Source organism: Hymenobacter monticola, from assembly GCF_022811645.1.
Classification (GTDB): Bacteria; Bacteroidota; Bacteroidia; order Cytophagales; family Hymenobacteraceae; genus Hymenobacter; species Hymenobacter monticola.
Map to the genome: position 1 here is coordinate 14,261 of NZ_CP094536.1, position 26,081 is coordinate 40,341.

The following is a 26,081-nucleotide window of genomic DNA, read 5'->3' on the forward strand; positions in this document are numbered from 1 at the left end:
GACACTTCAGCCCGGCCACCAGCGCCGCGCGGTTTTGCCCCGGCGTTTCTCGGTTATCGAGCGCTGGGCACTGCACGCCTATGACTGACCGCTTCACCAATCCGGAAACCGGCGTTTTTTATAACCGACTTGGCCTAACCGATGCCGAAGAGCTGGACCGGGAAACCAAGCGCCTGTCCCTGCGCCGGCTTGCGGAGTTGGCAGCCGGCCGCGGCCCGCAGGGCGACAGCTTCGATGCCGCGCGGCTGCGCGCCACGCACCAGTACCTGTTCCAGGATACGTTTGAGTGGGCCGGTCAGACCCGCCGGGAGGGTGCTTTTCAAGGAGTCAAAGCGGCCGACCTGCCGGGCATGGAGCGTCCCATGCACTTCGCACCCTTTGAGCGCATCGACGAGCGCCTGAACGCGCTGGGCGAGCAGCTCAAGCAGGAAAACAATCTCAAGGGCTTGACTACCCCGGCCGCGTTTGCCGAGCGGGCGGCCTACTATTTTGACCACTACAACCACGTGCACGCCTTCCGCGAGGGCAACGGGCGCACGCTGCAAGCTGCTTTCAGTGAGTTGGCGCAGCAGGGGGGCTACCGGGTTGACTTTAGCCGGGAGCACGAGCAACTCAACCCCGCCCGGGACCAGGGCATCGTTAGCCTGCACGGGGCGCCGCACCGCGAGAAGGACTTACAGGCCCTGCGTGACTTGTTTGCCCGCAACACCACGCCGCTGCCCGGACCGGAAGCCGAGGCGGCCCGCCACCCCAGCCAGGCCCGAGCCTTGGCAGACGGGCCTTTACCCGCGGTCCGGCAGATAGAGCAGCTCCGCGAGTTGGTGGCGGCCACCCCGGCCGTGCAGCAGCTGGTAGCCGGTGTGGACTACCGCCGCAACCAGCGCGCCGACGCCCTACTGAGCCAGGTGCTCGACATCGACCGCAACCCGCAGACGGGCGTGCCCCAGCACGGAACCGAATTGCGGCAGCTGCTGCAGGAGGCCGCGCAGGACAAACGCTTCCAGGACCCGCAATCCCAGCGGGAGGCGACGCGGTTCGGGGCCGCGCTGGCGGTCTTGCAGCCCCCGGAGCCAATGAAAGCCCTGGGGACTTCGCCGGCTTTACCTGCCACCGGGCCATCGACTGCGGGAACGGCCGCGTTTGTGCAAGCCGCCAAGCGGTTGGCCGAGGGATTGGAGGAGCAGGGCTACCCCGGGCCGGCTGATTCCTTGTCGCGGGCAGCCAAGGCCGTGGAGAAATCCGCTTATCTGGGCGGTGCCAACCTGCAGGCAGTGGGAGAGGCATTGACTCGGGCGGAGAAGATACCCGCGCTGGCCGATGACGCAGCCGCCTTGCGCGGTGCCGGGCGCAGTTTGCAGCAAGCCCAGCGGAGTATGGCCCCACCGACGCCGGGCCGGGAGAATGACGGTCTTGAACGGTAAGCACCCCCTTTTTCCATATTCTTCACGACCCGTTCATGAATCTATACATCGAAGCCGAGTACGAAGCTGCCAGCTGGGAGCTGGAGCAGTTGCTAGACCAGTGGCCGCAGCAAACCGAGCGCACGCTCACGCTACTGGCGGCGATTGAGGAATTCTCTCGGCAGGGCGCTTGCCACTGGCCGGCGCCGTTGCCGCCGCGCCTGCCTGAAGGTCCCATTGATGAAGCGCGTCGGGCGAGGGCATGGGCCCACCGGGTAAATCCTGCCTTGGCCCGGCAGTACCTGCTCAACCTGGCCCTAGCCAAGGAAGCCTTAGCTGTCCGGGAAAACCAGTCGCAGAATGGGTAGTCCACAACTGACCGAAGTATAGGGCTACCTTGGTACCGATGAAGGACGATGAACTCCAGTTTCTGCAGGAACAGCTTGAGGCGACCGAGTTGCTGCCCTGTGCCACCTGCCGGCAGGAGACGCTACACGCCCACGTGGAGGTGCTGGAGCGGTATGCATATGCCACGGAGTTGTTGATGGAATGCACCGCCTGTGGCACCCGGCGCACGTGGATGCAGTTGGAAACGCCGCAATAACCTGAATCGGAAATTCTGCCACCTCACAGATTGACGAAGCCAGCGGTAAAGGAGTGAACACGCATTTCCTGCATCATTACTTTAGCGTTTGCTTAAATACTAAAGTCTTATCTTTGTACCACGATGAAAGCACAATCCACTTGCGTCCGGGTCTTTGCCGATACTGCGCACATTGAACGCAGCACCCAACGGCTGGCTGCAGCTGAGGCTGGCTTGGAGGCACTTGCCCAGGTGCTGGCCCTGACCGGCAACGAAGTCCGCCTGAAGATGCTGTTTCTGCTGCTCGACCAGCAGCAGCTGTGCGTGTGCGACCTAGCCGACGTGCTGCATATGAACGTGTCAGCCATCTCCCAGCACCTGCGTAAGCTCAAAGATGGGGGCGTGGTGCAAGCCCGCAAAGTCGGACAGACTGTTTTTTACACGCTGACGCCTGCCCTGCGGCCTCTGGTGCAGCCCCTGCTTGCATCCGTTTCCACTTCTTTCACTGCCTCCGTAGCATGAGCCAATCCGCTTCCACTCCCACCAAGTCCCTGGCCGGAACGGGCCTGGTGGCCGCGCTGGCCGCCTCGCTGTGCTGCATTACCCCGCTGCTGGCCATCGTGGGAGGGCTGGGCGGCGTGGCTTCCACCTTCTCGTGGCTGGAGCCACTACGTCCCTACCTGATAGCCCTGACCGTGGGCGTGCTTGGCTTTGCCTGGTATCAGCAGCTCCGGCCCGCGCCGGTGGCGGCCGACAACTGCGGCTGCCCCGTGCCGGTCAAGCCTTCCCTAATGCAGTCGCGCGGCTTTCTGGCCAGCGTGACGGTACTAGCCGGGCTGCTGCTAACCTTTCCCTATTACGGTGCCCGGTTCTACCCAACGGTGGCGCCCAAACCGGTGGCTGCTACCATTGCGGCTCCGGTGTGGCAAACGAGCTCTTATCGCATCGGGGGCATGACGTGCGAGGCCTGCGCTCGCCACGTCGAGCACGACGTGCAGCAGCTGCCTGGCGTGCAGAGCGTGCAGGTGTCCTACGACCAGGGCACAGCCCAGGTACGCTTTAACCCGGCTGTCACGCCGGCAGCCCAGGTAGAGAAAGCCATTAACGGCACCGGCTACTCGGTAATGAACCCCACCACATCCCGCTAACCGTTCCCGGCTATGATTCCCCTTACGTCCCCTACAACTGCGACCGCTGAACTGACCTCGGTACTCACTTGCCCGGTGTGCCAACACGCGCAAGCCGAGCAGATGCCCACCGATGCCTGCCAGTGGTTTTACGAGTGCACCAGCTGCCACACAGTACTCAAGCCCCTGGCCGGCGATTGCTGCGTCTACTGCTCGTACGGCACGGTGCCCTGCCCGCCCATTCAGGAGCAGGGCAAAGGCGCCTGCGGCTGCTGCTAGGCCCACTATGTCTACTTCGCCCTTTGCTGACGCGACCACTGAGCTGGCCGCACTAGCCAAAGCCCTCGGTCACCCGGCGCGGGTGGCCATAGTGCGCCAGCTGCAAGCCCGTACCTGCTGCACATGCGGCGGGTTGGTGGCCGTGCTGCCCCTTTCCCAAAGCACCGTTTCGCAGCACCTGAAGGCGCTGAGCGTCGCTGGCCTCGTGCGCCCCGAAACTCAAGGCGCCCGCGCTAGCTACCAGCTCGACCCCGCCCGCTGGGCCCGGGTGCAGGAACTACTCGGCGGGTTGTTCGCCGAATTAAACCGGCGTGCCGACCAAGCCAGCGGCTAGGAAAACTTGAATTTCCTCGGCCGTTGCCCGGGCTGAGCGGCCCACGCCAATAAGCGTTGCAGAGGCAAACCCCGTCCAGCTACCGTACCCAACCAACCACAAACCCGGCCGCTTGGTGGCCCGCGTGCCCGTAGTGGCCACCCGTCCATCGGCCTCCAGCACGTCCAGCCCTTCCATAAACGAAAGCGCCGGCCGGAAGCCCGTGCACCAAATCACCGCGTCCACGGCTTCTTCCCGGCCGTCGGCCCACACCACGCCCGTGCGGGTGAACCGCGCAAAGGGCCGCACACTGCCAAGCGCGCTCCGCTCGCGGGCCTCCTTCACGGAGTCCACCATCACCACGTCGCCGAGCGAAGGCGGCGGAGCCGGCGCCTGACCGGCCTGCGCGTGATAGCGTTGCGTTGCTTGGGTGAACAGCACCCGGCCGTCCACGTCGTCTGGCAGAAAGCGGGGCTCTTTTTCCGTCACCCACGTCGTCTGGGCGACCCGCGACACTTCAGCCAGTATTTGTGCGCCTGAGTTGCCACCGCCCACCACCAGCACCCGCTGCCCGGCAAAGGGCGCCGCCTCCCGGTAGTGAGCCGAGTGTAGCTGCACACCGCCAAAATCCGACTGGCCGGCATACGTCGGCACGAAGGGGTTGCGCCAGCTGCCGGTCGCGCACACCACCGCCCGGGCCTGCCACGTCCCGGCATCGGTTTGCACGGCGTAGCCTTCTCCTAACTGCTGCACCCCGACCACCCGCACAGGCCGTCGCACCGGCAGGGCGTAGCGCTGCTCGTACTGCGTGAGGTAGTCAATAACGGCATCCCGGGCGGGAAAGCCGTTGTCCAGCGGGCGCGGCATCAGCCAGCCCGGCAGCGAGCTGGCATCGGCCGGCGAGAACAGCCGCAGCGAATCCCAGCCGTGCGGCCAGGCCCCGCCCGGTTCGGCTTGGTCGTCGAGCAGCACAAAGGTCAGGCCCGCCCGCCGCAGGTAGTAGCCCACGGCCAGCCCGCTCTGGCCGGCCCCAATCACGAGTACATCCACTTCCATCGCCGTGCTTACGGGCGCAGCCGCACCGCGACGGCCAACGAAACCTCAATGCTGTCCGGTCACCGCCGGTCCACAACCGCCCGCAGGCCTTCGCTCGGGGAAGCCCCATCCAAGTACTGCACGGGGGTGGCGCCCAACACCAAGCCTTGGCCCAACGCCGTCAACAGCGCGAGCCGCGGCGTGGGCTGCCAGCGCACCCCCACCCGCAGGCGGGCCACGGTGCAGGGACGCAGGCGAATGCGAGCCGTTTCCCGTTGACCCGCACGGTCTTCATCCGTCTGCACCAGGATTTCCTGCTGCCCGCCGGAGTACGCCAGGTTGACGCCCGCAAACGTGGTGGCCTTGCGTTCGGTCAGCATATCGACCCGCAAGCCAACCCCGGCCTTCACGCCGCTTCCGTCGTAGCCCCCGCCCACGGTGGCATCCACGCGCCGGCTCAGGCGGTAGCCCACGTCCAGCCCGTTGCCGTAGGGGGCACCCAGGCCCCCGGTCAGGGTCAGCACCACGGCCGGAGCAGCAGCGGGCATCGTGGGGGGAGCCACGGCGCTGGTATCCGTTTGCGCTCGACAGGGCAGGGCCAGCGGGCCGCTGAGAAGTAGCCCGAGCAGCGCGGTAGACTGCGTACCGACTCCCAAAGAACCCGGGCGCTTAGTCATCAGGCAGTTTGGAATTCGCGCTGCACAAACTCGTGGGCGTAGGCCTTCACCTGGTCGCGCACGCTGTCAAACTGCTGCCTGATTTCATCCTCGGTGCCTTTGGCTTTGGCCGGGTCGGGGAAGTTGTGGTGCAGCTTTTTGGCCGAGGAAGGGAATACGGGGCACACTTCGTTGGCGTGGTCGCACACGGTCAGCACGTAGTCAAACGGCACCTGGGCGTACTCGTCCATGTGGTTGCTGGTGTGGTGGGATATGTCCACCCCGTCCGCCGCCATGGTCTGTACGGCCCGGGGGTTGAGGCCGTGCACTTCCACGCCGGCGCTGTATACCGAGGCCCGGTCACCGAGTTCTTGCTCCAGGTAGCCGTGCAGCAGTTGGCTGCGGCAGGAATTGCCGGTGCAGAGCACCAGCACGTTTTTCTTGTCAGACATGGTCAGGGGATAGTTTATGCTTCAGAATTACGCTTGCGTGGTCACGCTCTTGCCGCCGTACCAGCGGCGCCGGAACCAGAAAGCCACGTTCACCAGCGCAATCAGGGCCGGCACCTCAATCAGCGGCCCAATCACACCAGCAAAGGCCTGCCCGGAGTTGAGCCCAAACACCCCAATGGCTACCGCAATGGCCAACTCGAAGTTGTTACCGGTAGCTGTGAAGGCAATGGAAGCATTTTCTGCATAATCCGCCCCCAGCCACTTGCCTGCGGCGAAGCTGAGCACGAACATGATGCCGAAGTACAGAGCCAGCGGCAAGGCAATGCGCAGCACGTCCAGCGGCACCTGCACAATGGTTTCGCCCTTGAGGCTGAACATGACCACAATGGTGAGCAGCAGGGCAATCAGCGTGATGGGGCTGATGGCCGGGATGTACACCTTCTCGTACCACTCGTTGCCTTTCAGCCGGCGCAGGATGGTGCGCGACAGGAAGCCGGCCGCAAACGGGATGCCCAGGTAGATGAGCACGCTCTGGGCAATGTCCCCGATGCCAATATTGACCTCGTAGCCTTTCAGACCGAAGTAGGGCGGTAGCACGGAGATAAACAGCCAGGCCAGCAGGGAGTAGAACAGCACCTGAAAAATGGAATTAAGCGCCACCAGCCCGGCCGCGTATTCCCGCGAGCCGTCGGCCAAGTCGTTCCACACCAGCACCATGGCAATGCAACGCGCAATGCCAATCAGAATCAGGCCCATCATGTACTCAGGCTTGTCGGGCAGCAGCCAGATGGCCAGGAAAAACATGAGCAGCGGGCCCAGTATCCAGTTCAGGAACAAGGACAATCCGATGATGCGCGTGTTCTTGAAGACCTTGGGCAGTTCTTCGTACTTGACCTTGGCCAGCGGCGGGTACATCATCAGAATCAGGCCAATGGCGAGCGGCACGTTCACGGTGCCCACCGAGAAGTAGTTCACCGCGTCGTTCATGCCTGGCACGAAGTGGCCCAGGGCCACGCCCAGCGCCATAGCCAGGAATATCCAGAGCGTGAGGCCCCGGTCCAGGCCCGAGAGTTTCTTTTCGGCCAGGGCGGCGGGAGCCGGCGCCGCGAGCGGGGCCGAAGGGTTAAGCGTTGACATGCGTAGAGGATAATTCGGATTCGTTGATAGGAGATGTGGGTGTGGGTAGCACGCCCACCACGGCGCTGCGGCGCTCCAGCAGCAGGGTGTCGCGCCACACGCCGTGCAGCTGACCAATCCGCTCGCGCCGGCCCACCTCGCGGAAGCCTTCGCCAGCGTGGATGCTCACGCTGGTGGTGTTCTCGGGAAAGATGCCCGCCTGCAGCGTCCAGATGCCGTTGGCTTCGGAATCGGCCACCAGGGCGGCCAGCAGCTGCCGGCCCACGCCGCGCCCGCGGGCCGCGCCGGCCACGTACACGCTGACTTCGGCCACGCCGCCGTACACGCAGCGGCTCGACACCGGCGAGAGGGCCGCCCAGCCCAGCACCTGCCCGGTGTGGCCGTAGCCCGCGTCCACGGCCACCAGGCGGCTATGGGGCAGATGGCTGAGGTCCCAGTCCTCCCAGGTCGGGGCCGCGGTGGTGAACGTGGCGTTGCCGGTGGCAATGCCCTGCTCGTAGATGGCGCGCACCTCGGGCCAGTGCGCAGCGGTCAGGGGTTGCAGTTTCATCAGGTAGTCAGTTGAAAGGGGTGAAAAGACTTATTTGCGGTTGAGCAAGTAGGCCCCGGCGACAAGCAGCAGTGCCCCAGCTAGTCGGCTCAACGTGAGGGGATTGCGCGTTAGGCCAAGCAGCCCGAGTTGGTCGAAGAGTAGGGCCGTGAGCAGCTGCCCGGTCACAACCAGGGTGAAGAGCGGGGCCGCGCCCACGCGTTGCAGGGAAAAGGTGATGGCCGCGATGTAGACCATGCCCAAGGCGCCGCCCGTCCACTGGTACCACCGCACCCCCTGCACGGCAGCCAGGGTGGGCAGCGGCGTCTGGGTGCTGGCCAGCACCGCCGCCGCCGCCAGGGTGCCTACCAGGTAAGAGGCCAGCACGGCCCACATCACGCTCTGCAAGCCCCCGCGCAGCTGGCTGTTCACGGCCGACTGCGTGGTCAGGGCCGCCCCGGCCAGCACCAGCACGAGGAAGGGTAGGTATTTCATGGCATAAGCAAAACCAGCAGCGCCGCCCGCGGCCCTTAGTAGGCCTTGCGCAACATGTCTGCGTACTCGTTGGGCAGCGCCGAGGCTTCCACCGCCTGCGCGGCCTTTTCCACGTCGTATTCCACACGAATCAACTCCGAGCGCACGCTGTTGGGGTCCGTTAGCTTCGTGTTCTCGTCCAGGTGCAGCAGTTGGTAGGCCGCGCGCGGGTCGCCGTCCTTGGGCTTGCCCACTGAGCCGATGTTGAGCGCGTGCCGGTAGCGGGTTTCGCCCTCGTGCTCGTAGGCAAACGTGCGGTGGTAGGGCTTGTGGGTGTGCCCAAACAGCAGGATGTCGGCGTTGGCCTCTTGCAGGATGCGCAAAAAGCTGCTCTCCGGCCGGTCCTCGAACAGGTACTCGTTGATTTTGCGCGGCGAGCCGTGCACCATCAGCAGGCTCAGCGTGCAGGGCTCCTCCTGAAAGTCCAGCCGCATGTGCTTGGGCAGGTAGCGCAGGTAGCGGCGCTCCTCTTGGCCCACCACTTGATTGGTGTAGGCAATACTCTGGGCGCCCAGGTCTTTTTCCGTGTCCGTTTTGTAGGCGCAGCCGCAGTTTTCGCTGGCCATCCCGATGCCCTGGTCGTAGTTGCCGGCCAGTGTGGGGATGCCCCGCCGCCGCACTTCGTTGACCACCTCGTTGGGCCAGGGGGCGTAGCCCACCAGGTCGCCCAGGCAGAAAATCATGTCGGGCCGGCGCTGCTCCATGTCGGCCAGCACCGCTTCCAGGGCCGGCAGGTTGCCGTGCACGTCAGAGAAAAAAGCAATTGTCATCAGAAGGCGAAGAGGTAAGATGAGTAGGTAGCAAAACGGCGCCACCCAGGGAGGGCAGCGCCGTTTAGGTCGCGTTTAGCAGCACCCGCCGCCGGGCGTGCAGGCCATTTGCAGCTGGGGCAGGGCAAACTGCTGGGCATCGGGGATGCCGCAGGCATCCTGGGCCAGGCAAGCCGTCTGCTTCGGCATCAGCACGAAGTCGGTGCCGTCGAAGGTGAGGCCGAACTTGCCGATGGTGGCCTGCTGGTACTCCACTTCGATGTCCAGGTCTTCGCTGCCCAGAATCTTTTTCGACAGGTTGAGGATGTGCAGGAATTTCTGCGGGGCCAAGCGGTGGTCGTAGTCACCGGCTTCCCAGAGTTGGAAGTTGGCCACGGTTTCCTTGCGCTCCACGCCGCCGCAGTCGATGAAGTGCTTGCTCACCAAGCCGACTTCCGTCACGTGGAAGTGCGCGGGCAGGTGCTCGCCCGAAGGCAGGCGGAAATTGACGGCTTCGAGACCTGCGAGGGTCTGCTTCATTTCGGAGATTTTCATAGTCAGAAAGGCTAGAGTGGGAAGATGAATTAGCAACCGCAGGCATCGGCCGGTCCGCAGGCCGGGCTGGTGGTGGCTTCGATGAAAAAGGCGGTGAAGTGCTGGTGGACTTGCTTGAGCAGCTCGGTGTTGAGGCAGTAGCAGACGGTGAGCCCGTCAATCTCGCCACGAATCAAATCCAGGGCTTTGAGCTCCTGCAGGTGCTGCGAGACGGTGGTGCGCGAGAGCGGCAGCTCGGCGGCGATGTCGCCGGAGATGCAGGTTTGCTTGGAAGCCAGGAACTGGATGATGGCCACCCGGGCCGGGTGCGCCAGGGCCTTGGCCACGCGGGCCAGCTGCTGTTGCTCTTGGGTGAAGGCGGCGGTCTTGGCGTAGGTCATAACGAAGCTGTGAAGTATGTCGCAAATATACGACATTAAATGACGTAAGTTTGCGACATAGATTATTTTCTTGTTATCCTTCGCCTTCTGGCCGCTTCGTTGCCATGAAAAGCCCCTTGCTGATTCTGCTTGCGCTGCTGGGGTGCTTGCCCCTGTTCGCGCAGTCCGGGGCGTCGGTGCCGTTTCAGGGCCCGACCCCGGGCTTTCATCAGACCCACACCGGTCAGATACTCTTCAGTTCCACCACCATTCCCGAGGACGGCTACCCGGGCGCGGCCTACATCGGTTTGCGCACCTACGCCCTAACTCCCCAAAGCGGCTTGTACTTCACGGCCTTTCTCGGTTCCTCTCTCACCCAGGCCCTGCACCGCCTGGCGCCCCGCCTGCCGCTAGAGGAGTTGGTCCGCACGGGCACCTACCAATTCAGCTTTTACGTCGACGGGCAACTAGTATACCTCACCAACCTGCCCCCGGATGCGGTTTTCCAGGAAGTCAAGATTAACGAGACGGTATTACCCCAGCCGTTGCGAAAGCCCGGTGAGGCGGCGGCCGAGTGGGGTCAGCTGCTGTGGGAACGGTTCCTGGCTAATGGCGGCGTCAGAGCCCTGGCCCCGGGGCAGCACCTGCTGCGCATCGAAATCCGGCCTTACTTCCAGGACCCCGCGCTGCGGGACGCGCCGGTGCTGGCCGCGGGGCAAGTAGCCCTCGATGTGACGCAGCCGCTTGCGCCCCTCAGCCGGACGCGTTAAGTTGCGGCGGCCCCCACGTGCATCCCATGAGCTACCTGCAAGTCATGGCCTTGGTTAAAAGTTTGGTACAAAGGTTAAACGAACAACCACTTGATGGGTATGTCAACGCCCGCGTCTCGGCCAAAGACTAACATCTCATTACCCATTTCAGCAAAAAATCAGCGGCACCATCACACAGCGGCCGCAGTGTAGCCGCCGGGGCCGGAGTCGATGATGAGAACGTCTTAGGAAGAATCGGACATGAGCCGGAGCAGCTTAAGGGTGAAAAATAGCCAGGCAGTTCTTACAGGTGGGTTTCGTGTTTAGCGAAGTCGCCGCGCTCCACCTGAATGGTGGCGTGCTGCACGGCGTGCTTCCCCGTCACGTAGGCATGGGCGCGGGCCAGCACGTCATCGTGCTGGGCACCGTCGGCCAACACGACGTGGACGCTGAGGGCGTTGACCCCGGACGTGAGTACCCAGGCGTGCAGGTCGTGCACGGCCGCCACGCCCGGCTCGGCCAGCAGGCCTTGGCGCAGGGCTTCCAGGTTCACATCGGCCGGGGTGCCTTCCAGCAGCACGTTCACCGATTCTTTGAGCAGCGCCCAGGTGCGGGGCAGAATGAACAGGCCGATGCCGGCCGAGAGCAGCGGGTCGGCGTAGTACCACTTGGTGGTGAGCATAATGACGCCGGCAATCAGCACCCCTACGGAAGTAAGCAGGTCGCTGAGCACCTCGAAGTAGGCCCCTTTCATGTTCAGGCTTTCGCCCGAGCTTTTGCGCAGCAGGTACACCCCGTAGAGGTTGACCAGCATCCCCACCCCGGCCACCCACATCATGGTGGTGCTTTCCACCTTGGGCGGATTCAGGAAGCGGAAATAGGCCTCGTAGAGGATATAGAGCGAAATCAGAATCAGCACCACCGCGTTGGTAAGGGCGGCCAGAATCTCGAAGCGGTAGTAGCCGTAGGTGCGCTCGGGGGTGGCGGGCTTTTCGCCGAAGCGGATGGCGAGCAGGGCCAGCCCCACCCCGGCCACATCGGTGAGCATGTGGCCGGCATCGGCCAGCAGGGCCAGGCTGCCGGTCCAGAAGCCGCCGATGACCTCGGCCACCAGGTAGGACAGGGTCGTAAAAAAGACGATGGTCAGGGCGCGTTTGTTGCGCGAAGCGGCGCTGCCGCTCATGCCGTGGGACTCGCTCATGACTGGTTTCCGGCATGGTGGTGGGGGCCTTCGCGCAGTTCGCGGGGCATGGGCTCGACCACTGACAGGTGCTCTTTTACCTGCGGGGCGGGGGGAACAGCCGGCGGCGTGCTGCCCGTGCCCGGCGTGGTGTAGTCCATGCGCTGGATGCGCACCGCGTTCAATATTGCCAGCAGAGCCACCCCCACGTCGGCAAATACGGCTTCCCACATGGTGGCCAGGCCACCGGCCCCGAGAACAAGCACGATGCCCTTCACGATGAAGGCCAGCCAGATGTTTTGCCACACCACCGAGTGCGTGGCGCGGGCAATGCGCCGGGCCGTGGCAATCTTGCTGGGGTGGTCGGTCTGAATCACCACGTCGGCTGTTTCGATGGTGGCGTCGGAGCCGAGGCCGCCCATGGCAATGCCCACGTCGGCCAGGGCTACCACGGGGGCGTCGTTCACGCCGTCGCCCACGAAGGCCAGCTTGCGGCCCGCGTCCTTGTACTCCTGCACGTAGCGGGCCTTGTCTTCGGGCAGCAGCCCGCCGTGGGCCTCGTCAATGCCCAACTCCTTGGCCACGCGCTGGGTGATGCTGTCCTTGTCGCCGGAGAGCATGACGATTTTGGTAATGCCGTCGGCCCGCAACTCCTGCACGGTTTGCAGGGCGTCGGCTTTCGGCGCGTCGGCCACGGTCAGGTAGCCGGCGTACTGGCCATCAATGGCGGCCACCACAATGCTGTCGAACACCTGGTCTACTTCGGCCGGGTAAGCCACATTGAATTTGGTGAGCAGCTTGGTGTTGCCCGCCAGCACGTCGCGGCCCTCGACCCGGCCGCGCAGGCCGTGGCCGCTGATTTCCTCTACGTTCTCTACGGGCACCCCGGCCGCCGCCGCGCCGACGTGCAGCACCACGGCCTTGGCGATAGGATGGGTGGATTTTACTTCCAGTGCCCCAACCAGGCGCAGCATCTGGGCCGCGTCCATGCCGGGGGCGGGCTGCACCTGCTGCACGGCAAATACGCCCTGGGTGAGCGTACCGGTTTTGTCCATCACCACCGTGTCCAGTTCGCGCATTACGTCCAGGAAGTTGGAGCCCTTGAAGAGGATACCCGCTTTCGAGGCCGCGCCGATGCCGCCGAAGTAGCCCAGCGGAATGCTGATGACCAGTGCGCAGGGGCAGGAAATAACCAGAAACACCAGGGCCCGGTAGAGCCAGGTGCGGAACACGTAGTCATCGACCATGAAGTAGGGCACCAGCACCAGCAGCACGGCCAGCAGCACGACAATGGGCGTGTAGATTTTGGCAAACTTGGTGATGAACTGCTGGGTTTTGGCCTTGCGGCCCACCGCGTCCTGCACCATCGCCAGAATTTTGGCCAGCTTGGTATCCTGGTAGATGGCTGTTACCAGCACCTGCACCAGGCTTTCCTGGTTTATCATGCCGGCCAGCACCACCTCGCCCGTTTGCTTGGTTTGCGGAGCCGACTCGCCGGTGAGGGCGGCCGTGTTGAACGAGGCCGGGCCTTTGGCCAGCGTTCCGTCGAGGGCCACTTTCTCGCCCGGCCGCACCTCAATCACGTCGCCCAGCTGCACGGCTTTCGGGTCGAGCACCAGCGACTGACCCCCGCGCACGACCGTTACCTCCGTCGCCTGAATTTCGAGCAGCGCCCGGATGCTGCGCTTGGCGCGGTTCACGGCCGCGTCCTGAAACAGCTCACCCACGGTGTAGAACAGCATCACGGCCACGCCCTCGGGGTATTCGCCGATGGCAAAGGCTCCGAGCGTGGCAATGCTCATGAGCAGGAACTCGTTGAACACGTTGCCGGACGGAATGCTGAGCACGGCGGCTTTCAGCACTTTCCAGCCGACCAGCAGAAAGGCCACGCCGTACCAGACCAAGCGCACGTAGCCGGTAAAAAAGCCCACGTTGTAGTAATCAAGGGCGATGCCGCCCAGCAGCAGGGCCAAACTCACGCCGGGCCAGAGGTAGGGGTTCGCGCCGGCCGGGCCGTGGTCGTGGTCGTCGCCGCTGGCGTGGTCGTGGCCGGCGTGCTCGTCGACGGCCTTGCCCGCCAGGTCCACCACCTTTTTGCCAACGGGGTGGTCGTGGCCGGCGTGGTCATGGCCGGGTACGTCGTGGCCTTCGGGGTCGGCGGCGGCTTCAGGCGTGAGCTGGTCGCGGTTGAGGGCGCCCACGTTTTCGAGCTGCACCTGCTTGGCGGTGTTCAGCTCTTCGTCGGTATTGGGGGAAGTAGGGTCAGGCATAAGAAAAAAAAGTGTCAGGTTAGAGGATAAAGCGGCGGTCAGCCAGGGGCTACCAGTCCACGAAAAAGCCGGCTACGCCCACCAGCACGAGCACCGCGCCGGTCAGTCGGCGCTCGTGCCGGGCCAGCCCGTCGAGGTTCAGGCGCTGCAGGCTGCGGTGGGCCAGGGCCACCAGCGCGCACATGGCCGACACGGAGGCCAGCAGGTACACGCTCATGAGCAGGGCCAGGGCGGCCGGGCCGTGGGTGCCGGCGGCCAGGAAAAAGGTTTGGATTTCCAGGCAGGGGGCCAGAAACATGGTGGCCGCCAACACTGGCACCACGCGCCGGCGCGGCGTGCGCTGGCTGAGGGGCCGGGGGTCGGGGTGGGTGTGGCCGGTGCCGGAAAAGGCATAGAGCAGCCCGATGCCGATGAGCAGCAGCGGAGCCACCCAGCCGGCAAACTGCGCGAAGCGGGCCGAAAGCCGCCAGCCGAGCAAACCCAGGGCTAAGCCGATACCCACGGTACTCAGGACGTGGGCGAGTCCGGCCACCAGCGTCACCCCCACCGCCCGCCGCAGCGGCCAGCCTTCGGCCCGCGCCACGGCCAGCACCGGGGCCCAATGGTTGGGAATGGCGGCGTGCAGCAGGCTGAGCACCAAAGCACCGGTGAGTAGTTCCAGCATAGGACGGCTTACGAACGGGGCCAGAACAAGATGACGGCCAGTCCCAGCAGCACGATGGTTCCGCCCAGCACATCGAACCGGTCGGGCCGGAAGCCATCGAAGTACCAGGCCCAGGCAATCGACATGACGACGAAAACGCCCCCGTACACGGCGTAGGTTTTGCCGAAGGACGTGGACTGCCAGGTGGCGACCCACCCGTACACGACGAGCAGCACGGCCCCCAGCAGCCCCATCCAGGCCGGACGGTCGGCCTTGAGCCACTGCCACATCAGGTAGCCGCCGCCGATTTCGCAGAGGCCGGCGATAAAGAAAAGGAACAAGGGCTGGAGGTAGCTCATGAACTGGGTCGCGGTGAAACAATGGGGTTGAACGGCGTTTGCCGGCCGGGGGCTATTCCTCTTCCTCGGCGTTTTTCATCTTGGCCAGCAGGGAATAAGCCCCATCCGTGACGAAGCTGCTTGTGGCCGGTACTCCTTCCGGCAGGGTGATTTCCGTGAAGCTGTCTTCGCTGCGGCCCAGCGTCACGGGCACCATACGGTAGCGCCCGGCGGCTACCACGGCGAAGGCGTAATTCTTGCCCTCGAAGCGCACCAGGGCGGCATCGGGCAGCGTGGGGGCCTGGGTGCGGCCGGTTTCAATCATGGCCCGCACGTAGAGTCCGGGCAATAGCGTGGGGTCGTTTTCCTGGTCGAGGTGGCCGTGCACGCGCACGGTGCGGTCTTCGCCAATGGCTTTGCCGACCAGGTACACCCGGGCCGTGCGCTCCCGGCGGGTGCCGGTGGAGTCGCTGGCCAGAGTAAAGCGAATCAGCTGGCCTTTCTGCACGCGGGCCACGTCGCGCTCGAACACCGTCAGTTCGACGTGCAGGTGGTCAGGGTCTACAATCTCAAACAGGGCGTCGGTGGCCGTCACGGCTTGGCCCACAGTCACGTTCACGGCCCGCACGAAGCCGGCCCGGGGGGCGCGAATGGCAGCGGTCGTGACCATCTTGCCGCCGACGGGCAGGCCCGCCAGCCGCAGCCGGGCGGCCTGGGCATTGGTCTGCACGCGCAGGGCGTTGTAGTCGGCCTGGGCACGCTGGTAGTTTTTCTGGGGTGCTACCTCCTGCTCATACAGCTCTTTCTGGCGGGCCAGTTCGGTGCGGGCGTATTCCAGGCGGGCGCGGGTTTCGAGGTAGTCTTGCTGCAACGTCACAAACTCCGGGTTGCGGATGGTGGCCAACACTTCGCCCTTGCGTACGCGGGCTCCTTGCAGCAATTCGGTGTTGTCCACGAAGCCGCCCAGTGGGGCTGTGATGGACACGGCGCTTTCCGGGGGCACGTCCAGCGTGCCGGTCACGGCCAGGCCCGCGCCCATGGGCCGGTCGGCCAGACGGGCGGTTTTCAGGCCGGCGGCCTGCTGCTCGGCCACGGAGAGGGTCACGACATCGGAAGCATCTTCGCCTTCCGCTTCACCGCCGGCTTCCTTGCCTTCGGTGGCGGCGGTTTCCGCGTCCGCCTCTTCTTTCTTATCGGCACCGCAGCCGGCCAGGGTCAGGCCTAGCAGCAGCACCAGGGATGCAATCTTATTCATGGGATTCAGGTCAGGGGGAAGAAATTACTGGGCTGCTGTGCCCAGCAGGTAGTCCAGGTCAATGGCGGTTTGGTTGTGCGCCAGCACGGCATCGAGGTAGGCCGTGCGCACAGTCAGGGCGCGTTCCAGGTTCAGCAGCAACTCGGAATAGGTGGTTTCACCAGCTTTATAGGCCAGTTGGCTCAGGCGCACGATAACGGCCGCCTGGGGCAGGCCGGTTTGCTCGTAGAACTGCACCCGGCGCTGCTGCTCCAGCAGGCGTAGGCGCAGCTCATCGAGCTGGGCGGCGGCTTCGGCCTGGTAGCGCTGATACGTCGTCGTAGCAACCTGCTCCTGCAATTTGGCCGCCTGTACCCGTGCCTTCTGCGGGCCGCGCAGCAGCGGAATGGCCACCCCGGCCTGCACGCTCTGGAACCGGTCGCCGGTGCCGTAGGTCGTAGCCTGCCCGTCCACCTCGTAGGTGCCCCGCAGCGACTGATTGGTATAGCCCACCGTCACTTGCGGCAGCCCTTGGGCCTGCTCCACGCGGGTTTCGGCCCGGCGCTCGGCAATCTGCTGCTGCAATACCCGGGCTTGGGGCGTAGCGGCCAGTACCGACGTGTCAGCCGCGGCTCCGGAGGCAGGCAGCAGGCGCAGGATACTATCGGCAATGGCGACCGGCTGCGTGGTTTGCAGCAGGGCCTGTAGCTGGCGCTGGGCAATGGCGTAGTCGGCCCGGGCCTGGGTGAGCAGGTTTTGCGTCTCTCCCTGCTGAATCAGGGCGTTGGCCGGCTCCAGGCGGGCGACTTCCCCGGCTTTGAAGCGCAGCTGCGCGGCGCGCAGGAATTCGGTGTAGATGCTGTCCTGCCCGCGCAGCGTGCGCAGCCGGTGGCGGGCGTGTACGGCCCGCTCGTAGCTCAGGCGCACCTGCCGGCGCAGCTCGGCCTGCACTTGCGCCAACTGCTGCTCCCGGCCCCCAATCTGGGCCTGGCTCAACCCCGCCTGGGCTTTGTAGTAGCCCGGCAACGCCAGCGACTGGCCGATGCTAAACACGTTGTCGGACAGCGGGGAGTTGACTTGCCCGTAGGTGCCCAGAATCGTGGTGCGGCCTACGTCAAAGGAAGTTCGGCGCAGGGCCTGTTGGGCTTCCAGGGAGCGTTGGGCCGCCTGCACCGTGCCGTTGGCCTGCAACGCCTGCCCTACGGCCTGGGTGGCGGTAAGCGCACCCTGCGCCCGGGCGGGCACGGCGGCAAGCAAGCCCCCCAGCACGAGCAGCAGCACCGAAACCGGTACGGCAGCCGTCGGCCGCGGCTTCTCTTCTCCCTTCGGTTCGGACTTGCGCTCGGACAGGGCGTAGAGCACCGGCAGCACCAGCAGGGTGAGCAGCGTGGCCGTTACCAGCCCGCCGATGACGACGGTGGCCAGCGGGCGCTGCACTTCGGCCCCCGCTGACTGCGACAGGGCCATTGGCAGGAAGCCCAATGAGGCCACGGTAGCCGTCATCAGCACCGGCCGCAGGCGTACCTGCGTGCCTTCCAGAATGCGCCGGTAAAGGTCGGTGTGGCCTTCCTCTTTGAGTTGGTTGAAGTAGCCGATGAGCACGATGCCGTTGAGCACGGCCACCCCGAAGAGGGCAATGAAGCCCACGCCGGCCGAGATGCTGAAGGGCATGCCCCGCAGCCACAGGGCCAGCACCCCGCCGATGGCCGACAATGGAATGGCCGTGAAAATGAGCACTGACTGTTTCAGTGACTTGAAGGTGAAAAACAGGAGCACGAAAATCAGTAGCAGGGCCACCGGCACGGCAATGCTGAGCCGCTCGGAGGCCTGGCGCAGGTTCTCGAACTGGCCGCCGTAGGTGGTGTAGTAGCCGGGCGCGAACTTCAGCTGCCGGTCCACTTTGCCCTGCAGCTCGGTCACAACGCTTTCCACGTCGCGGCCCCGCACGTTGAAGGCCACCGTGATGCGGCGCTTGGCGTCGTCGCGCTGAATCTGGTTGGGGCCTTCTTGCAGCTCCACCGTGGCAACCTGCTCCAGGGGAATCTGCTCGCCGGTGGGCGTGGCCACCAGCAGCTGGCGCACGTTACCGATGTTCTGGCGCAGCTCCGGAGCCAAGCGCAGCACCACATCAAAGCGGCGCTCCTGCTCGAAGAGCTGCCCGGCGGTCTGGCCGGCAAAGGCCGTTTGCACCGTGCGGTTCACGTCCTCCGCATTCAAGCCAAAGCGGGCCAGGCGGTTGCGGTCGAGCTTGACCACGATTTGCGGCAGGCCCGTGACCTGCTCCACGTACACGTCTTCGGCCCCTTCCACCTGGCGCACCAGGCGGGCGGCCCGCTCGGCGTAGGAAGCCAGCTGGGTGAGGTCTTCGCCGTAGATTTTCAGGACCACATCCTGCTTAGCCCCCGAAATCAGCTCGTTGAAACGCATCTGTATAGGCTGCTGAAAGCCGAAGGTTACGCCCGGAATCACGCTCAGCGCTTCGGCCATCTTGCCGGCCAGCTCTTCCTGCGTTTTGGCGGAAGTCCACTTGCCCTGGTCTTTTTCTAGGATAACCATCACGTCGGCCGCTTCCACAGGCATGGGGTCGGTGGGTATCTCGGCCGCCCCGATTTTGGCCACCACCTCCTTGACTTCGGGAAACTGCTTCTGCAGGATTGTTCCGGCCTGCAGGCTCCGGTCCACGGTGTAGCTCAAGGAGGAGCCGGTGAGCGTGCGCAGTTCAATGGCAAAATCTCCTTCGGCCAGCTGCGGGATAAACTCCCCGCCCAGGGTGCGGAACAGCAGCAGCGCCCCGACGAACAGGGCCACGGCCGAGGTCAGTACCACCGCTTTGCGGCGCAGCGCCCATTCCAGCACCGGGCGGTAACGGGCTTCGAGCCAACTCATCATCCGGTCGGAGAAGTTGCGCTTCACTTCCGTCGAGCGGCTCAAGGCCAGGGCCGACATCATGGGCACGTAGGTCAGACTCAGGATGAACGCCCCGATAATGGCGAAGGCCACGGTCTGGGCCATCGGCCGGAACATCTTGCCCTCAATGCCCACCAGCGCCAGCAGAGGCAGGTACACAATCAGGATGATGATTTCGCCAAAGGCGGCCGAGGAGCGGATTTTACTGGCCGCGTGGTAGGTTTCCTCGTTCATCTGCTCGGTGCTGAGCCGGTTGCCCGGGACCCGCAGCTGCCCGCCGTGCAGGCGGTGCACGATGGCTTCGACGATAATCACGGCCCCGTCCACGACCAGCCCGAAGTCGATGGCTCCCAGGCTGAGCAGGTTGCCCGACACGCCGAACAGGCGCATCATGCTGATGGCAAACAGCATGGCCAGCGGAATAACGGAGGCTACTACCAGCCCGGCCCGCCAGTTGCCCAGAAACAGCACCAGTACGAACAGCACAATCAAAGCGCCCTCAATCAGGTTGGTTTTCACCGTGCCGATAGCGCGGCCTACCAACTCGGAGCGGTCCAGGTACACGTCGATGGCCACGCCCTCCGGTAAGGATTTCTCCACCGTCAGCATCCGGGTTTTCACGTCCTTAATCACGTCGTTGGCGTTGGCTCCTTTCAGCATGAGCACGATGCCGCCGGTCACTTCGCCCTCCCCGTTGCGGGTCATGGCCCCGTAGCGCACGGCCGAGCCCGGGCGCACGTCGGCCACGTCGCGCACCAGCACCGGCATACCGCCCGCCGTGCTGCGCACCACGATGTTGCCCAGGTCGGCGGCGTTTTCAGCCAGCCCTTCGGTGCGGATAAAGTAGGCCGTGGGCTTCTGGTCGAGGTAAGCGCCGCCCGCGTTCTGGTTGTTGCGCGAAACGGCCTGATATACCTGTTCCGTGGTGACGTTCAACGAGCGCAGGCGGGTCGGGTCCAGCCGGATTTCAAACTGCTTGAGCTGGCCGCCGAAGCTGGCCACGTCGGCCACGCCGGGGGTGCCCAGCAGCTGCCGGCGCACTATCCAGTCCTGAATCGTGCGCAGCTCGCGGGCGTCGTACTTCTTCTCGAAGCCGGGCTTGGCGCGTACCAGGTACTGGTAGACTTCGCCCAGACCAGTACTGACCGGAGCCATTTCGGGCCGGCCGATGCTGGCCGGGATTTGGCTTTCGGCTTCGCGCAGGCGCTCCCCGACCTGCTGGCGGGCCCAGTAAATGTCAACTTTATCCTCGAAGACGATGGTAACCACCGAGAGGCCAAAGCGGGAAAAGGAGCGCACTTCCTCCCGGCCGGGAATGGTAGCCAGGCTCTGCTCGACGGGGAAGGACACGAGGCGCTCAATGTCGCTGGCAGCCAGCGAAGGAGCCACCGTATAAACGACAATCTGGTTGGTGGTAATATCGGGCACCGCGTCAATCGGCAGCCGGCTCAACGAGTAGCTGCCCCAGGCCACCAGGGCCAGGGTCAGAATCCCGATAATGAGCTTGTTGTGAATGGAAAAATGAATCAGCCGGTCAAACATCCGTTGCTGTGGGGGTTAGGTCTAACACTTTCAGTGAATAGCCTGCTCACCCGGCGGTTCCGGCTACTGAGCGCGGGAACGGCGGGGATGGAACGCACTTCTGGGGCCAACGCCACGCGTTAGCAAGCTCCGACCAGCCGGCTCCACAAGGAAGCAGGCCGCCCGGACAGGGTGGTTAGCAGGAAAAAGAGGAAAGTATTAGGCCTGGGGCGGCTGCCACACAGAACCGAGGGCCCGCGTCGGGGCACCCACTATCAGCCGGCCGTGCTGGGGGCTGGTGCCCCACTCCACCAACTGGGGGTAAGCAGCTACGGCCATGCCTGGCAGTGTAACCACCACCCCGCCGCAGCAGTGGCACTGGCAGAGCGGCGAACACCAGTCACCCAAGGCGTCGGAGCTGCAGTCCGAATGCGTAGCCGCTGCCACCGTTGTCTGGGCCTGGTCCTGGCACACGGCTACCTCGTCCGTGCAGGTCATGCAGGAGAGGAACGCGAAGTAGCAGGCGAAAAACAGGCTGAGCAGGCGCATGAAGCGGCAAAGGTAGTGAATCCCGGGGGCCGGAGCTGCTTTTACCGCTAAAGTCCGGTGAAGGTTCCCCGACCGAACAACTAGCCCGGTAGGGCTGCCCCCGGGTGAAGTTCCGGGCGGGTACTCCTTGTTTGCTGAAAAGCGGTCAGGGCATTTTCCCAGCGCGAAGTCCTGCAAGAAAGCCTTTTTGCCTTCCGTTGTTGGTGCTAGTTAACTTGCTCGTTTAACCTTTGTACCGAACTTTTAACCAAGGCCAGTCATCCGGCACCTCGAGCAAGTTTTGAACGGCTGTGGGGACCCGGTTCGGTTCACGCCCACCGGCCGGAAGCTGCTGAACGCGACCGGCACCCTGATGGCCGTGGAAGTGATGCGGGTAGATGTGCTGGCGCACAACGACTGCTTTGCCGTGCCGCCGCCCGTGCCGGCCTACGCGCATAATCGCAAAGGCTGCTACACGGTAAACATCGTGCACATCCCACCCCTGCTGGCCGAGGCTTATTCCACCGGCCGCCGCTACACCGAGGCCGAAATAGAAGGGTTGATTCGGACCAGTACGTCCCTTTTCTCATGTTACCTGCTGGCCTGAGCACGAGGTGCCGCGCCGTGAAGTCACAAAAAAGGCCGGTCTACTGATAGGGACCGGCCTTTGTGCAGGCGTGTTGTGCTTACTTTTTCGCGCAGCAAGCGGGTACGCCGGCTAGGGTGCAGGCGGCCGTGCCTTTATCCGGGCAGTTTTTCACCAGGGGGCACTCGGGGGTGCCTTTCAAGGGGCAGTCGGCCGCAGTCGTGGCAGCCGGGTTGGTGAAGCCGAACAGGGCCCCGCCGGAGAGCAGCGCCGCAGCGCCGAACATCATCATTTTGCGTTTCATACAACAAAGAATTGGGGTGAGCCGGCCGGGTACGGCAACCGGGTTGATGAAGATACGCAGGCCGTGCCCTGCAATAAGCGAAGGGCTAGGCCGCTTGGCCGATGCCGGCGGCTGCTAATGCTTCTTTGGTGATGCCGGCGCCCTGGCAGCAGGCAAGCAGGGTGCCGTTCACGGCCACGGCGGGCAGGGATTGCACGCCCAGCAGCCGGGCCCGGCGCAGAGCAGGGTTGCCGGCCTCGGTTTCGGTGAGGTTGTGGGTGATGACGTCGCAGCTGCTGCAGGCCGTGCTTTTCACCAATTCCACCACGGGACTGCACAGCGGGCAGCCAGCGGTAAATACTTCTACGATGCGCTTCATGGGGCAGGGAATAGGTTTATCAAAAACAACGAGGCAAAGCTCCGCTCAACCCCCGGGTGTCCGTCAAGCTTTTTCCTCGCTTATTTTATCCCGGCCCGCGTTGTGCTGCTCCAGCCGCCCGCCAATCTCGCGCAACTCCTGCATTTTCTGCGTTAACTCGCCTTCGCTGAGGGTAGGAAACTGCTGCCGCAGCTCCTCAATGCGCCCGGCGTCCTGGCAGTCGCCGGGGCAGGCCCCCACCACGTCCACGATTTGCAAGGCCAGGCCCTTGCGGAACACTTCGTCCAGCAGCAGGTGCTCAGCGCTACTCAACCCGTTAGTCACGGCCTTAAACTGCACCAGCACCTGGTCGGGCTCGATGTTTTCCGCGTCCAGCATTTTGCCGATGCCCTGCAGCTGGCCGGCGAGCATGTTCAGGCGGCTTTTCAGGTCGCGGGTAAGGTCTTTGGGGAGCATAGAGCTATGGTTTTCCGCAATAACGGAGCCGCCCGGGGTGTCGGTCAAGCAGAAATTCAGTAAATTCTGCAGTTGCTCTGAGATGTGGAATGCAGCATCATGAGCGGGCTTGCGGTCTTCAGCACGCTGGTGCAGGCGTACTTTCCGTCGGGCAGTTTCGCGTCTATCGCAGGCCCTGCATTTTCAGGAACAGGCCCCCGGGATTCTTGGTGGCCTTAATTTTATCGGTCTTCAGCTTGTAGATGAAGGCAAACAAAGCATCCACGTGCTTAGGAGACTGCAAAATGTCCTGCACCAGCTTGGGCTCCTGAACGCCCAGGGTTTCAAGGTGCTTGCGGGCCAGCTGCACCTTGGCATCATCGGCCTCCAGCTCGAAGGGGATGGGCAGCTGCTGCGGCACCTGGGTGTTGACGTAGAACTTAATGCTTTGGAAGGAGCGTCCCTTCTTCAGCAGCTCGTACTTGATGCGCAGGTCGGTGTGCTCGTTTATCTGCGTCGTGGCCACGTCGAGCACGTACTTCTGCAGCGAGGAAATCTGGGCGTACTGCTCGGGCTCTTTACCCGCCGGGTCCTTGAGCTTGAGCATGCCCTTGAACTCATCCAGGGAGTAGGTCTTGGTTTCCCCGATGTCCTTCCACTGCGAGGCCAACTGGTAGATGCGCTTGGCATACTTGCTCGACAGGCTGAAAGCCGCCTGTAGGCGGTAAGACGTGAAGTTGCTCTTCAGGTCAATCAGGAAGGGCCGCATGCGCTCGGATATCTCCAGCTCGATAGTGCCCTCACCCTTGCGGTACAGGGCCGAAGCCAGTAGGCTCACCTGCAGCAGGGTTTTGCCGGTCTCGATGTGGTAGACGCGGCTGTTGAGGTTCTCGGTGGATTCGAGCAGCTGCTTGTAGTTCCAGGTCCGGCCCGTCATCTCCATGAGCTCCTGCACCCGGATTTCATAAATGGTACCGGCCTTATCCTGCTTGGTGAGCTTGGAAAGCAGCGAAAATACGATGTCCATCTCGCAGGCACTCATCTCGTAGCGGGCCGTCGTCAGCGCATTATGCTGCCGAATTTCTATCGGGACGGTGGATTCGGGCGCGGCCATACGCAGCTACTGTGGTGATACAAAGCAAACATACGGCTTAAATCGGAAACTAATAGAGCCAAATCCTGAATCTATGAGTAAGCGGCAAGGTGCCAGTCTCGGTGGCTTATAAAAGCTATTAATTAGACTTATAAAACCTATTAGTTAGCTGACCGCGAGTTTTTGCCGAGGCTTATAAAAGCTATTAGTTAGACTTATAAAACCTATTAGTTCGCGGCCTGCCAGCAGAGAGCCTCAGAAGTCGTGACCCACCCGTGACTTATAAAATCTATTAGTTCGCAGGCAGCGAGTCTTACGATAGGCCTGCGATTTGACTCTATTAATTAGCTTATCAAACCTATTAGTTTGGCTTATGAAAGCTATTAGTCAGCTTATAAAACCTATTACCCCGCTTATTAAACCTATTAGTTGGCTTATAAAACCTATTACTGAAGACGCTTAAGTTGCTGAGGTACAAAAAGTTGCGAGCCCTGCAAATACCTTAAATACTTAAAATACTCACAAGCTTGTTGAAGCTGGAGTACAAAAGCTTATAAAGTGGTGGTTTAGGGCGATACCCGAACGAAAACAACAAAAAAGAGAGTCTAAACAAGCACAAAATGGGATTGCACTTTTTAAATATTTTTTTACCTTTTTCTACTATTTAGAACATTCTTGTATACCTCGAAGGTAGCTTGAATACTACGCTCAAAGCTAATAGAAGGCTCATTAATAGATTTTATAAGTCTCACAAGGGACTCTTAGCAGCTTCTTCAGCAGCGTCCGAAACAGCCCAAGGAGAGCCACCTGAGCATGATAGCACTGCCAACAGCACCCTTCGGGCTTATAAAACCTATTTTTTAGCAGGCTTGGCAGCCTACAGTTCAGCTCAGCTGATAAGTGAACTAATAGGTTTTATAAGCCAAAATGCGGGGTAGCGCCATCTGGCAGTAGGTTATGCAAGGCTACAGGAGAGCTCAGCGAGGCATTGCCTAATTTCTTGGACTGCAACGGACCGGCAGCAAGCGTATCAGGACTAACAAGTGGCTTCTACGTACCCATGAAGGGCAGTGGGACGCAGGTGGAACCGCTCGGACTCGTTTCCTTTGCGCCAAATGCACCTCACGATTACCCTCCTGACTGACCTTAACAGTTGCTCTTGAGCCCAGCATGGGGTAGCCAGGAAGAAGATACACCACACATGACTGAAGAAGTAACCTCCCAGGCCGACGTTGTCCCTCTGCCATTCCCAGACCTGAGTCTGACCGTTTCCTATGCCGATGCGCTGCTCTATGGCCAGGCAAGGTTAAAAATGCTGGGCAGTGGGGAATTGAAGCCTTTTTGTGAGACGCATCAACTCACCTACACCAACATCGTCAACCTGAAAAATGGCAAGCTCAAGCGCGAGGAGCCGCGCCTGTTGCAGCGCGTGCTCAGTAGCTTAGGCCTACCCGCGCAGCAATTGCGCTTTCCCCTTACAAGTAAGACCATGTGGTTTGTGTTGCCCAATGCCCAGGCGCTGGCGTCCTTTCAGGCGCAGCTCCATTTCCTCACATCATCGAAGGCTTAAGGAACCGTAGATAGTTGGTGAGAGGAACATACTGCAACTGCCTGCGCAGCACATGAACCACGTATTAAACGGCCGGGCTACGGCAACTAAACTGGCCCAGGTCCCCGTAATACCCATACATCGTGCGTCACAGCCACTATGGCTTCACCTCGTTGCGCCATGCCTGCCATCGCCAGTAGATAGCCGAGTCGATTATGACCTTCGATTAACTGGTGAGGCACTACCAACTCTTTATCCGGTGGCAACTGGCCTAGCGAGACCACATCCAGCACTACGGGTGGGGTGCGCCATGTGCCATGTGCCTTCCAGTGGACTAGGTCCCGGTTAGTGCAGCAAAACTCCTCGAAGTCCTGGCACCGCTCTCGGGTCTGGACACAATCTCGATATTCTTCCACCACGTACAAGTTCAGCAGACCCTGCGTCGGCCACTGCTCTAAGCTAAAGAGTGAGTGGTCGTAATCCAGCCAGGCATAGTTTCGCATTGTAACGTATTCGCCTTGCAACCCATGAATCCATTGCTTTAGCACCGCTCTGGGTACGTTGGGCACCAAGGGATGAACACGCTGATAGTATGCGTCAAACTCCCACATCGTCCGTTCATCCGTCAAAGCAGTCAAGCGTTTCCAGGAAGGGGAGAAATCAGCTGGTTGTTTCATC

The 26,081-nt window shown here is 62.7% G+C and carries 31 protein-coding genes; 10 read left to right on the top strand and 21 right to left on the bottom strand.

Annotated elements, in window-relative coordinates:
- The first annotated feature begins 80 nt into the window (after positions 1–80).
- From MTP16_RS24160 to MTP16_RS24190, 7 genes are all read left to right on the top strand, one after another.
- Entirely contained in the window at positions 81–1,421 is a 1,341-nt protein-coding gene (locus MTP16_RS24160; RefSeq protein WP_243520599.1) for a Fic/DOC family protein, read from the top strand.
- A gap of 35 nt (positions 1,422–1,456) precedes the next feature.
- Positions 1,457–1,768 carry a hypothetical protein gene (locus tag MTP16_RS24165; protein WP_243520601.1) on the top strand — a complete coding sequence of 104 codons (312 nt, stop codon included), beginning with the start codon at positions 1,457–1,459 and terminating at the stop codon, positions 1,766–1,768.
- A 38-nt stretch (positions 1,769–1,806) separates the two neighbouring features.
- Positions 1,807–2,004, top strand: coding sequence for a hypothetical protein (locus MTP16_RS24170; protein WP_243520603.1), 198 nt, complete (start codon positions 1,807–1,809; stop codon positions 2,002–2,004).
- A gap of 123 nt (positions 2,005–2,127) precedes the next feature.
- The gene (locus MTP16_RS24175; protein ID WP_243520605.1) at positions 2,128–2,505 is read left to right on the top strand and encodes an ArsR/SmtB family transcription factor; all 378 of its coding nucleotides are present in this window, start codon (positions 2,128–2,130) and stop codon (positions 2,503–2,505) included.
- The gene (merTP, locus tag MTP16_RS24180) at positions 2,502–3,131 is read left to right on the top strand and encodes a mercuric transport protein MerTP (protein ID WP_243520608.1); all 630 of its coding nucleotides are present in this window, start codon (positions 2,502–2,504) and stop codon (positions 3,129–3,131) included. The genes MTP16_RS24175 and merTP overlap by 4 nt, the downstream gene beginning before the upstream one ends.
- Positions 3,132–3,143: 12 nt before the next feature.
- Positions 3,144–3,389, top strand: coding sequence for a GDCCVxC domain-containing (seleno)protein (locus MTP16_RS24185; RefSeq protein WP_243520610.1), 246 nt, complete (start codon positions 3,144–3,146; stop codon positions 3,387–3,389).
- Between the two features lie 7 nt (positions 3,390–3,396).
- A complete protein-coding gene (locus tag MTP16_RS24190; protein WP_243520612.1) occupies positions 3,397–3,723 on the top strand; it encodes an ArsR/SmtB family transcription factor in 327 nt (108 codons plus the stop codon).
- Here the strand turns inward: MTP16_RS24190 and MTP16_RS24195 are convergent.
- The 9 genes from MTP16_RS24195 to MTP16_RS24235 form a co-directional block, all read right to left on the bottom strand.
- Complete coding sequence (locus MTP16_RS24195; RefSeq protein ID WP_243520614.1) at positions 3,691–4,758, bottom strand: ArsO family NAD(P)H-dependent flavin-containing monooxygenase; 1,068 nt, start codon at positions 4,756–4,758, stop codon at positions 3,691–3,693. The genes MTP16_RS24190 and MTP16_RS24195 overlap by 33 nt on opposite strands.
- A gap of 59 nt (positions 4,759–4,817) precedes the next feature.
- Entirely contained in the window at positions 4,818–5,285 is a 468-nt protein-coding gene (locus tag MTP16_RS24200) for a hypothetical protein (RefSeq protein WP_243520616.1), read from the bottom strand.
- 128 nt (positions 5,286–5,413) lie between these two features.
- Entirely contained in the window at positions 5,414–5,845 is a 432-nt protein-coding gene (locus MTP16_RS24205; protein ID WP_243520618.1) for an arsenate reductase ArsC, read from the bottom strand.
- 27 nt (positions 5,846–5,872) lie between these two features.
- Positions 5,873–6,982: an ACR3 family arsenite efflux transporter gene (gene arsB / locus MTP16_RS24210; RefSeq protein WP_315999702.1), complete on the bottom strand. Its 1,110-nt coding sequence runs from the start codon at positions 6,980–6,982 to the stop codon at positions 5,873–5,875.
- Positions 6,969–7,532: a GNAT family N-acetyltransferase gene (locus MTP16_RS24215; protein WP_243520620.1), complete on the bottom strand. Its 564-nt coding sequence runs from the start codon at positions 7,530–7,532 to the stop codon at positions 6,969–6,971. The genes arsB and MTP16_RS24215 overlap by 14 nt, the downstream gene beginning before the upstream one ends.
- Positions 7,533–7,562: 30 nt before the next feature.
- Positions 7,563–8,006 carry a DMT family transporter gene (locus MTP16_RS24220; protein WP_243520622.1) on the bottom strand — a complete coding sequence of 148 codons (444 nt, stop codon included), beginning with the start codon at positions 8,004–8,006 and terminating at the stop codon, positions 7,563–7,565.
- A 35-nt stretch (positions 8,007–8,041) separates the two neighbouring features.
- Positions 8,042–8,815, bottom strand: a complete 774-nt coding sequence (locus MTP16_RS24225) for a metallophosphoesterase family protein (RefSeq protein ID WP_243520624.1) — start codon at positions 8,813–8,815, stop codon at positions 8,042–8,044.
- Between the two features lie 75 nt (positions 8,816–8,890).
- A complete protein-coding gene (locus MTP16_RS24230) occupies positions 8,891–9,349 on the bottom strand; it encodes a DUF6428 family protein (protein WP_243520626.1) in 459 nt (152 codons plus the stop codon).
- A 29-nt stretch (positions 9,350–9,378) separates the two neighbouring features.
- Complete coding sequence (locus tag MTP16_RS24235) at positions 9,379–9,729, bottom strand: ArsR/SmtB family transcription factor (protein ID WP_243520628.1); 351 nt, start codon at positions 9,727–9,729, stop codon at positions 9,379–9,381.
- Positions 9,730–9,833: 104 nt separating this feature from the next.
- On the opposite strand from MTP16_RS24235, the gene MTP16_RS24240 reads away from it, so the two are divergent.
- Positions 9,834–10,478: a hypothetical protein gene (locus MTP16_RS24240; protein WP_243520630.1), complete on the top strand. Its 645-nt coding sequence runs from the start codon at positions 9,834–9,836 to the stop codon at positions 10,476–10,478.
- A 283-nt stretch (positions 10,479–10,761) separates the two neighbouring features.
- On the opposite strand, the gene MTP16_RS24245 is transcribed toward MTP16_RS24240, so the two are convergent.
- From MTP16_RS24245 to MTP16_RS24275, 7 genes are all read right to left on the bottom strand, one after another.
- Complete coding sequence (locus MTP16_RS24245) at positions 10,762–11,658, bottom strand: cation diffusion facilitator family transporter (protein ID WP_243520632.1); 897 nt, start codon at positions 11,656–11,658, stop codon at positions 10,762–10,764.
- On the bottom strand, positions 11,655–13,907 hold the full coding sequence (locus MTP16_RS24250; RefSeq protein ID WP_243520634.1) for a heavy metal translocating P-type ATPase: 2,253 nt from the start codon (positions 13,905–13,907) through the stop codon (positions 11,655–11,657). Before MTP16_RS24250 ends, MTP16_RS24245 begins: the two co-directional genes overlap by 4 nt.
- A 49-nt stretch (positions 13,908–13,956) precedes the next feature.
- Complete coding sequence (locus tag MTP16_RS24255) at positions 13,957–14,571, bottom strand: hypothetical protein (protein WP_243520636.1); 615 nt, start codon at positions 14,569–14,571, stop codon at positions 13,957–13,959.
- An 8-nt stretch (positions 14,572–14,579) separates the two neighbouring features.
- The gene (locus MTP16_RS24260; RefSeq protein WP_243520638.1) at positions 14,580–14,909 is read right to left on the bottom strand and encodes a YnfA family protein; all 330 of its coding nucleotides are present in this window, start codon (positions 14,907–14,909) and stop codon (positions 14,580–14,582) included.
- 52 nt (positions 14,910–14,961) lie between these two features.
- Complete coding sequence (locus tag MTP16_RS24265; RefSeq protein ID WP_243520640.1) at positions 14,962–16,143, bottom strand: efflux RND transporter periplasmic adaptor subunit; 1,182 nt, start codon at positions 16,141–16,143, stop codon at positions 14,962–14,964.
- Positions 16,144–16,167: 24 nt separating this feature from the next.
- Positions 16,168–20,571, bottom strand: coding sequence for a CusA/CzcA family heavy metal efflux RND transporter (locus tag MTP16_RS24270; protein WP_243520643.1), 4,404 nt, complete (start codon positions 20,569–20,571; stop codon positions 16,168–16,170).
- Positions 20,572–20,769: 198 nt separating this feature from the next.
- Complete coding sequence (locus MTP16_RS24275) at positions 20,770–21,099, bottom strand: DUF6660 family protein (protein WP_243520645.1); 330 nt, start codon at positions 21,097–21,099, stop codon at positions 20,770–20,772.
- A gap of 280 nt (positions 21,100–21,379) precedes the next feature.
- Here MTP16_RS24275 and MTP16_RS24280 point away from each other — a divergent pair, with 280 nt between their 5' ends.
- The gene (locus MTP16_RS24280; protein ID WP_243520647.1) at positions 21,380–21,685 is read left to right on the top strand and encodes a hypothetical protein; all 306 of its coding nucleotides are present in this window, start codon (positions 21,380–21,382) and stop codon (positions 21,683–21,685) included.
- Between the two features lie 79 nt (positions 21,686–21,764).
- On the opposite strand, the gene MTP16_RS24285 is transcribed toward MTP16_RS24280, so the two are convergent.
- The 4 genes from MTP16_RS24285 to MTP16_RS24300 form a co-directional block, all read right to left on the bottom strand.
- Positions 21,765–21,968, bottom strand: coding sequence for a hypothetical protein (locus tag MTP16_RS24285; protein WP_243520650.1), 204 nt, complete (start codon positions 21,966–21,968; stop codon positions 21,765–21,767).
- A gap of 85 nt (positions 21,969–22,053) precedes the next feature.
- Positions 22,054–22,326, bottom strand: coding sequence for a glutaredoxin (locus MTP16_RS24290; protein ID WP_243520652.1), 273 nt, complete (start codon positions 22,324–22,326; stop codon positions 22,054–22,056).
- Positions 22,327–22,389: 63 nt separating this feature from the next.
- Positions 22,390–22,782: a metal-sensing transcriptional repressor gene (locus MTP16_RS24295; RefSeq protein ID WP_243520654.1), complete on the bottom strand. Its 393-nt coding sequence runs from the start codon at positions 22,780–22,782 to the stop codon at positions 22,390–22,392.
- A gap of 163 nt (positions 22,783–22,945) precedes the next feature.
- A complete protein-coding gene (locus tag MTP16_RS24300; protein ID WP_196956759.1) occupies positions 22,946–23,875 on the bottom strand; it encodes a replication initiation protein in 930 nt (309 codons plus the stop codon).
- Between the two features lie 1,180 nt (positions 23,876–25,055).
- On the opposite strand from MTP16_RS24300, the gene MTP16_RS24305 reads away from it, so the two are divergent.
- Positions 25,056–25,424, top strand: a complete 369-nt coding sequence (locus tag MTP16_RS24305; RefSeq protein ID WP_243520656.1) for a hypothetical protein — start codon at positions 25,056–25,058, stop codon at positions 25,422–25,424.
- 86 nt (positions 25,425–25,510) lie between these two features.
- On the opposite strand, the gene MTP16_RS24310 is transcribed toward MTP16_RS24305, so the two are convergent.
- Positions 25,511–26,080 carry a hypothetical protein gene (locus tag MTP16_RS24310; protein ID WP_243520659.1) on the bottom strand — a complete coding sequence of 190 codons (570 nt, stop codon included), beginning with the start codon at positions 26,078–26,080 and terminating at the stop codon, positions 25,511–25,513.
- Position 26,081: the final 1 nt, after the last annotated feature.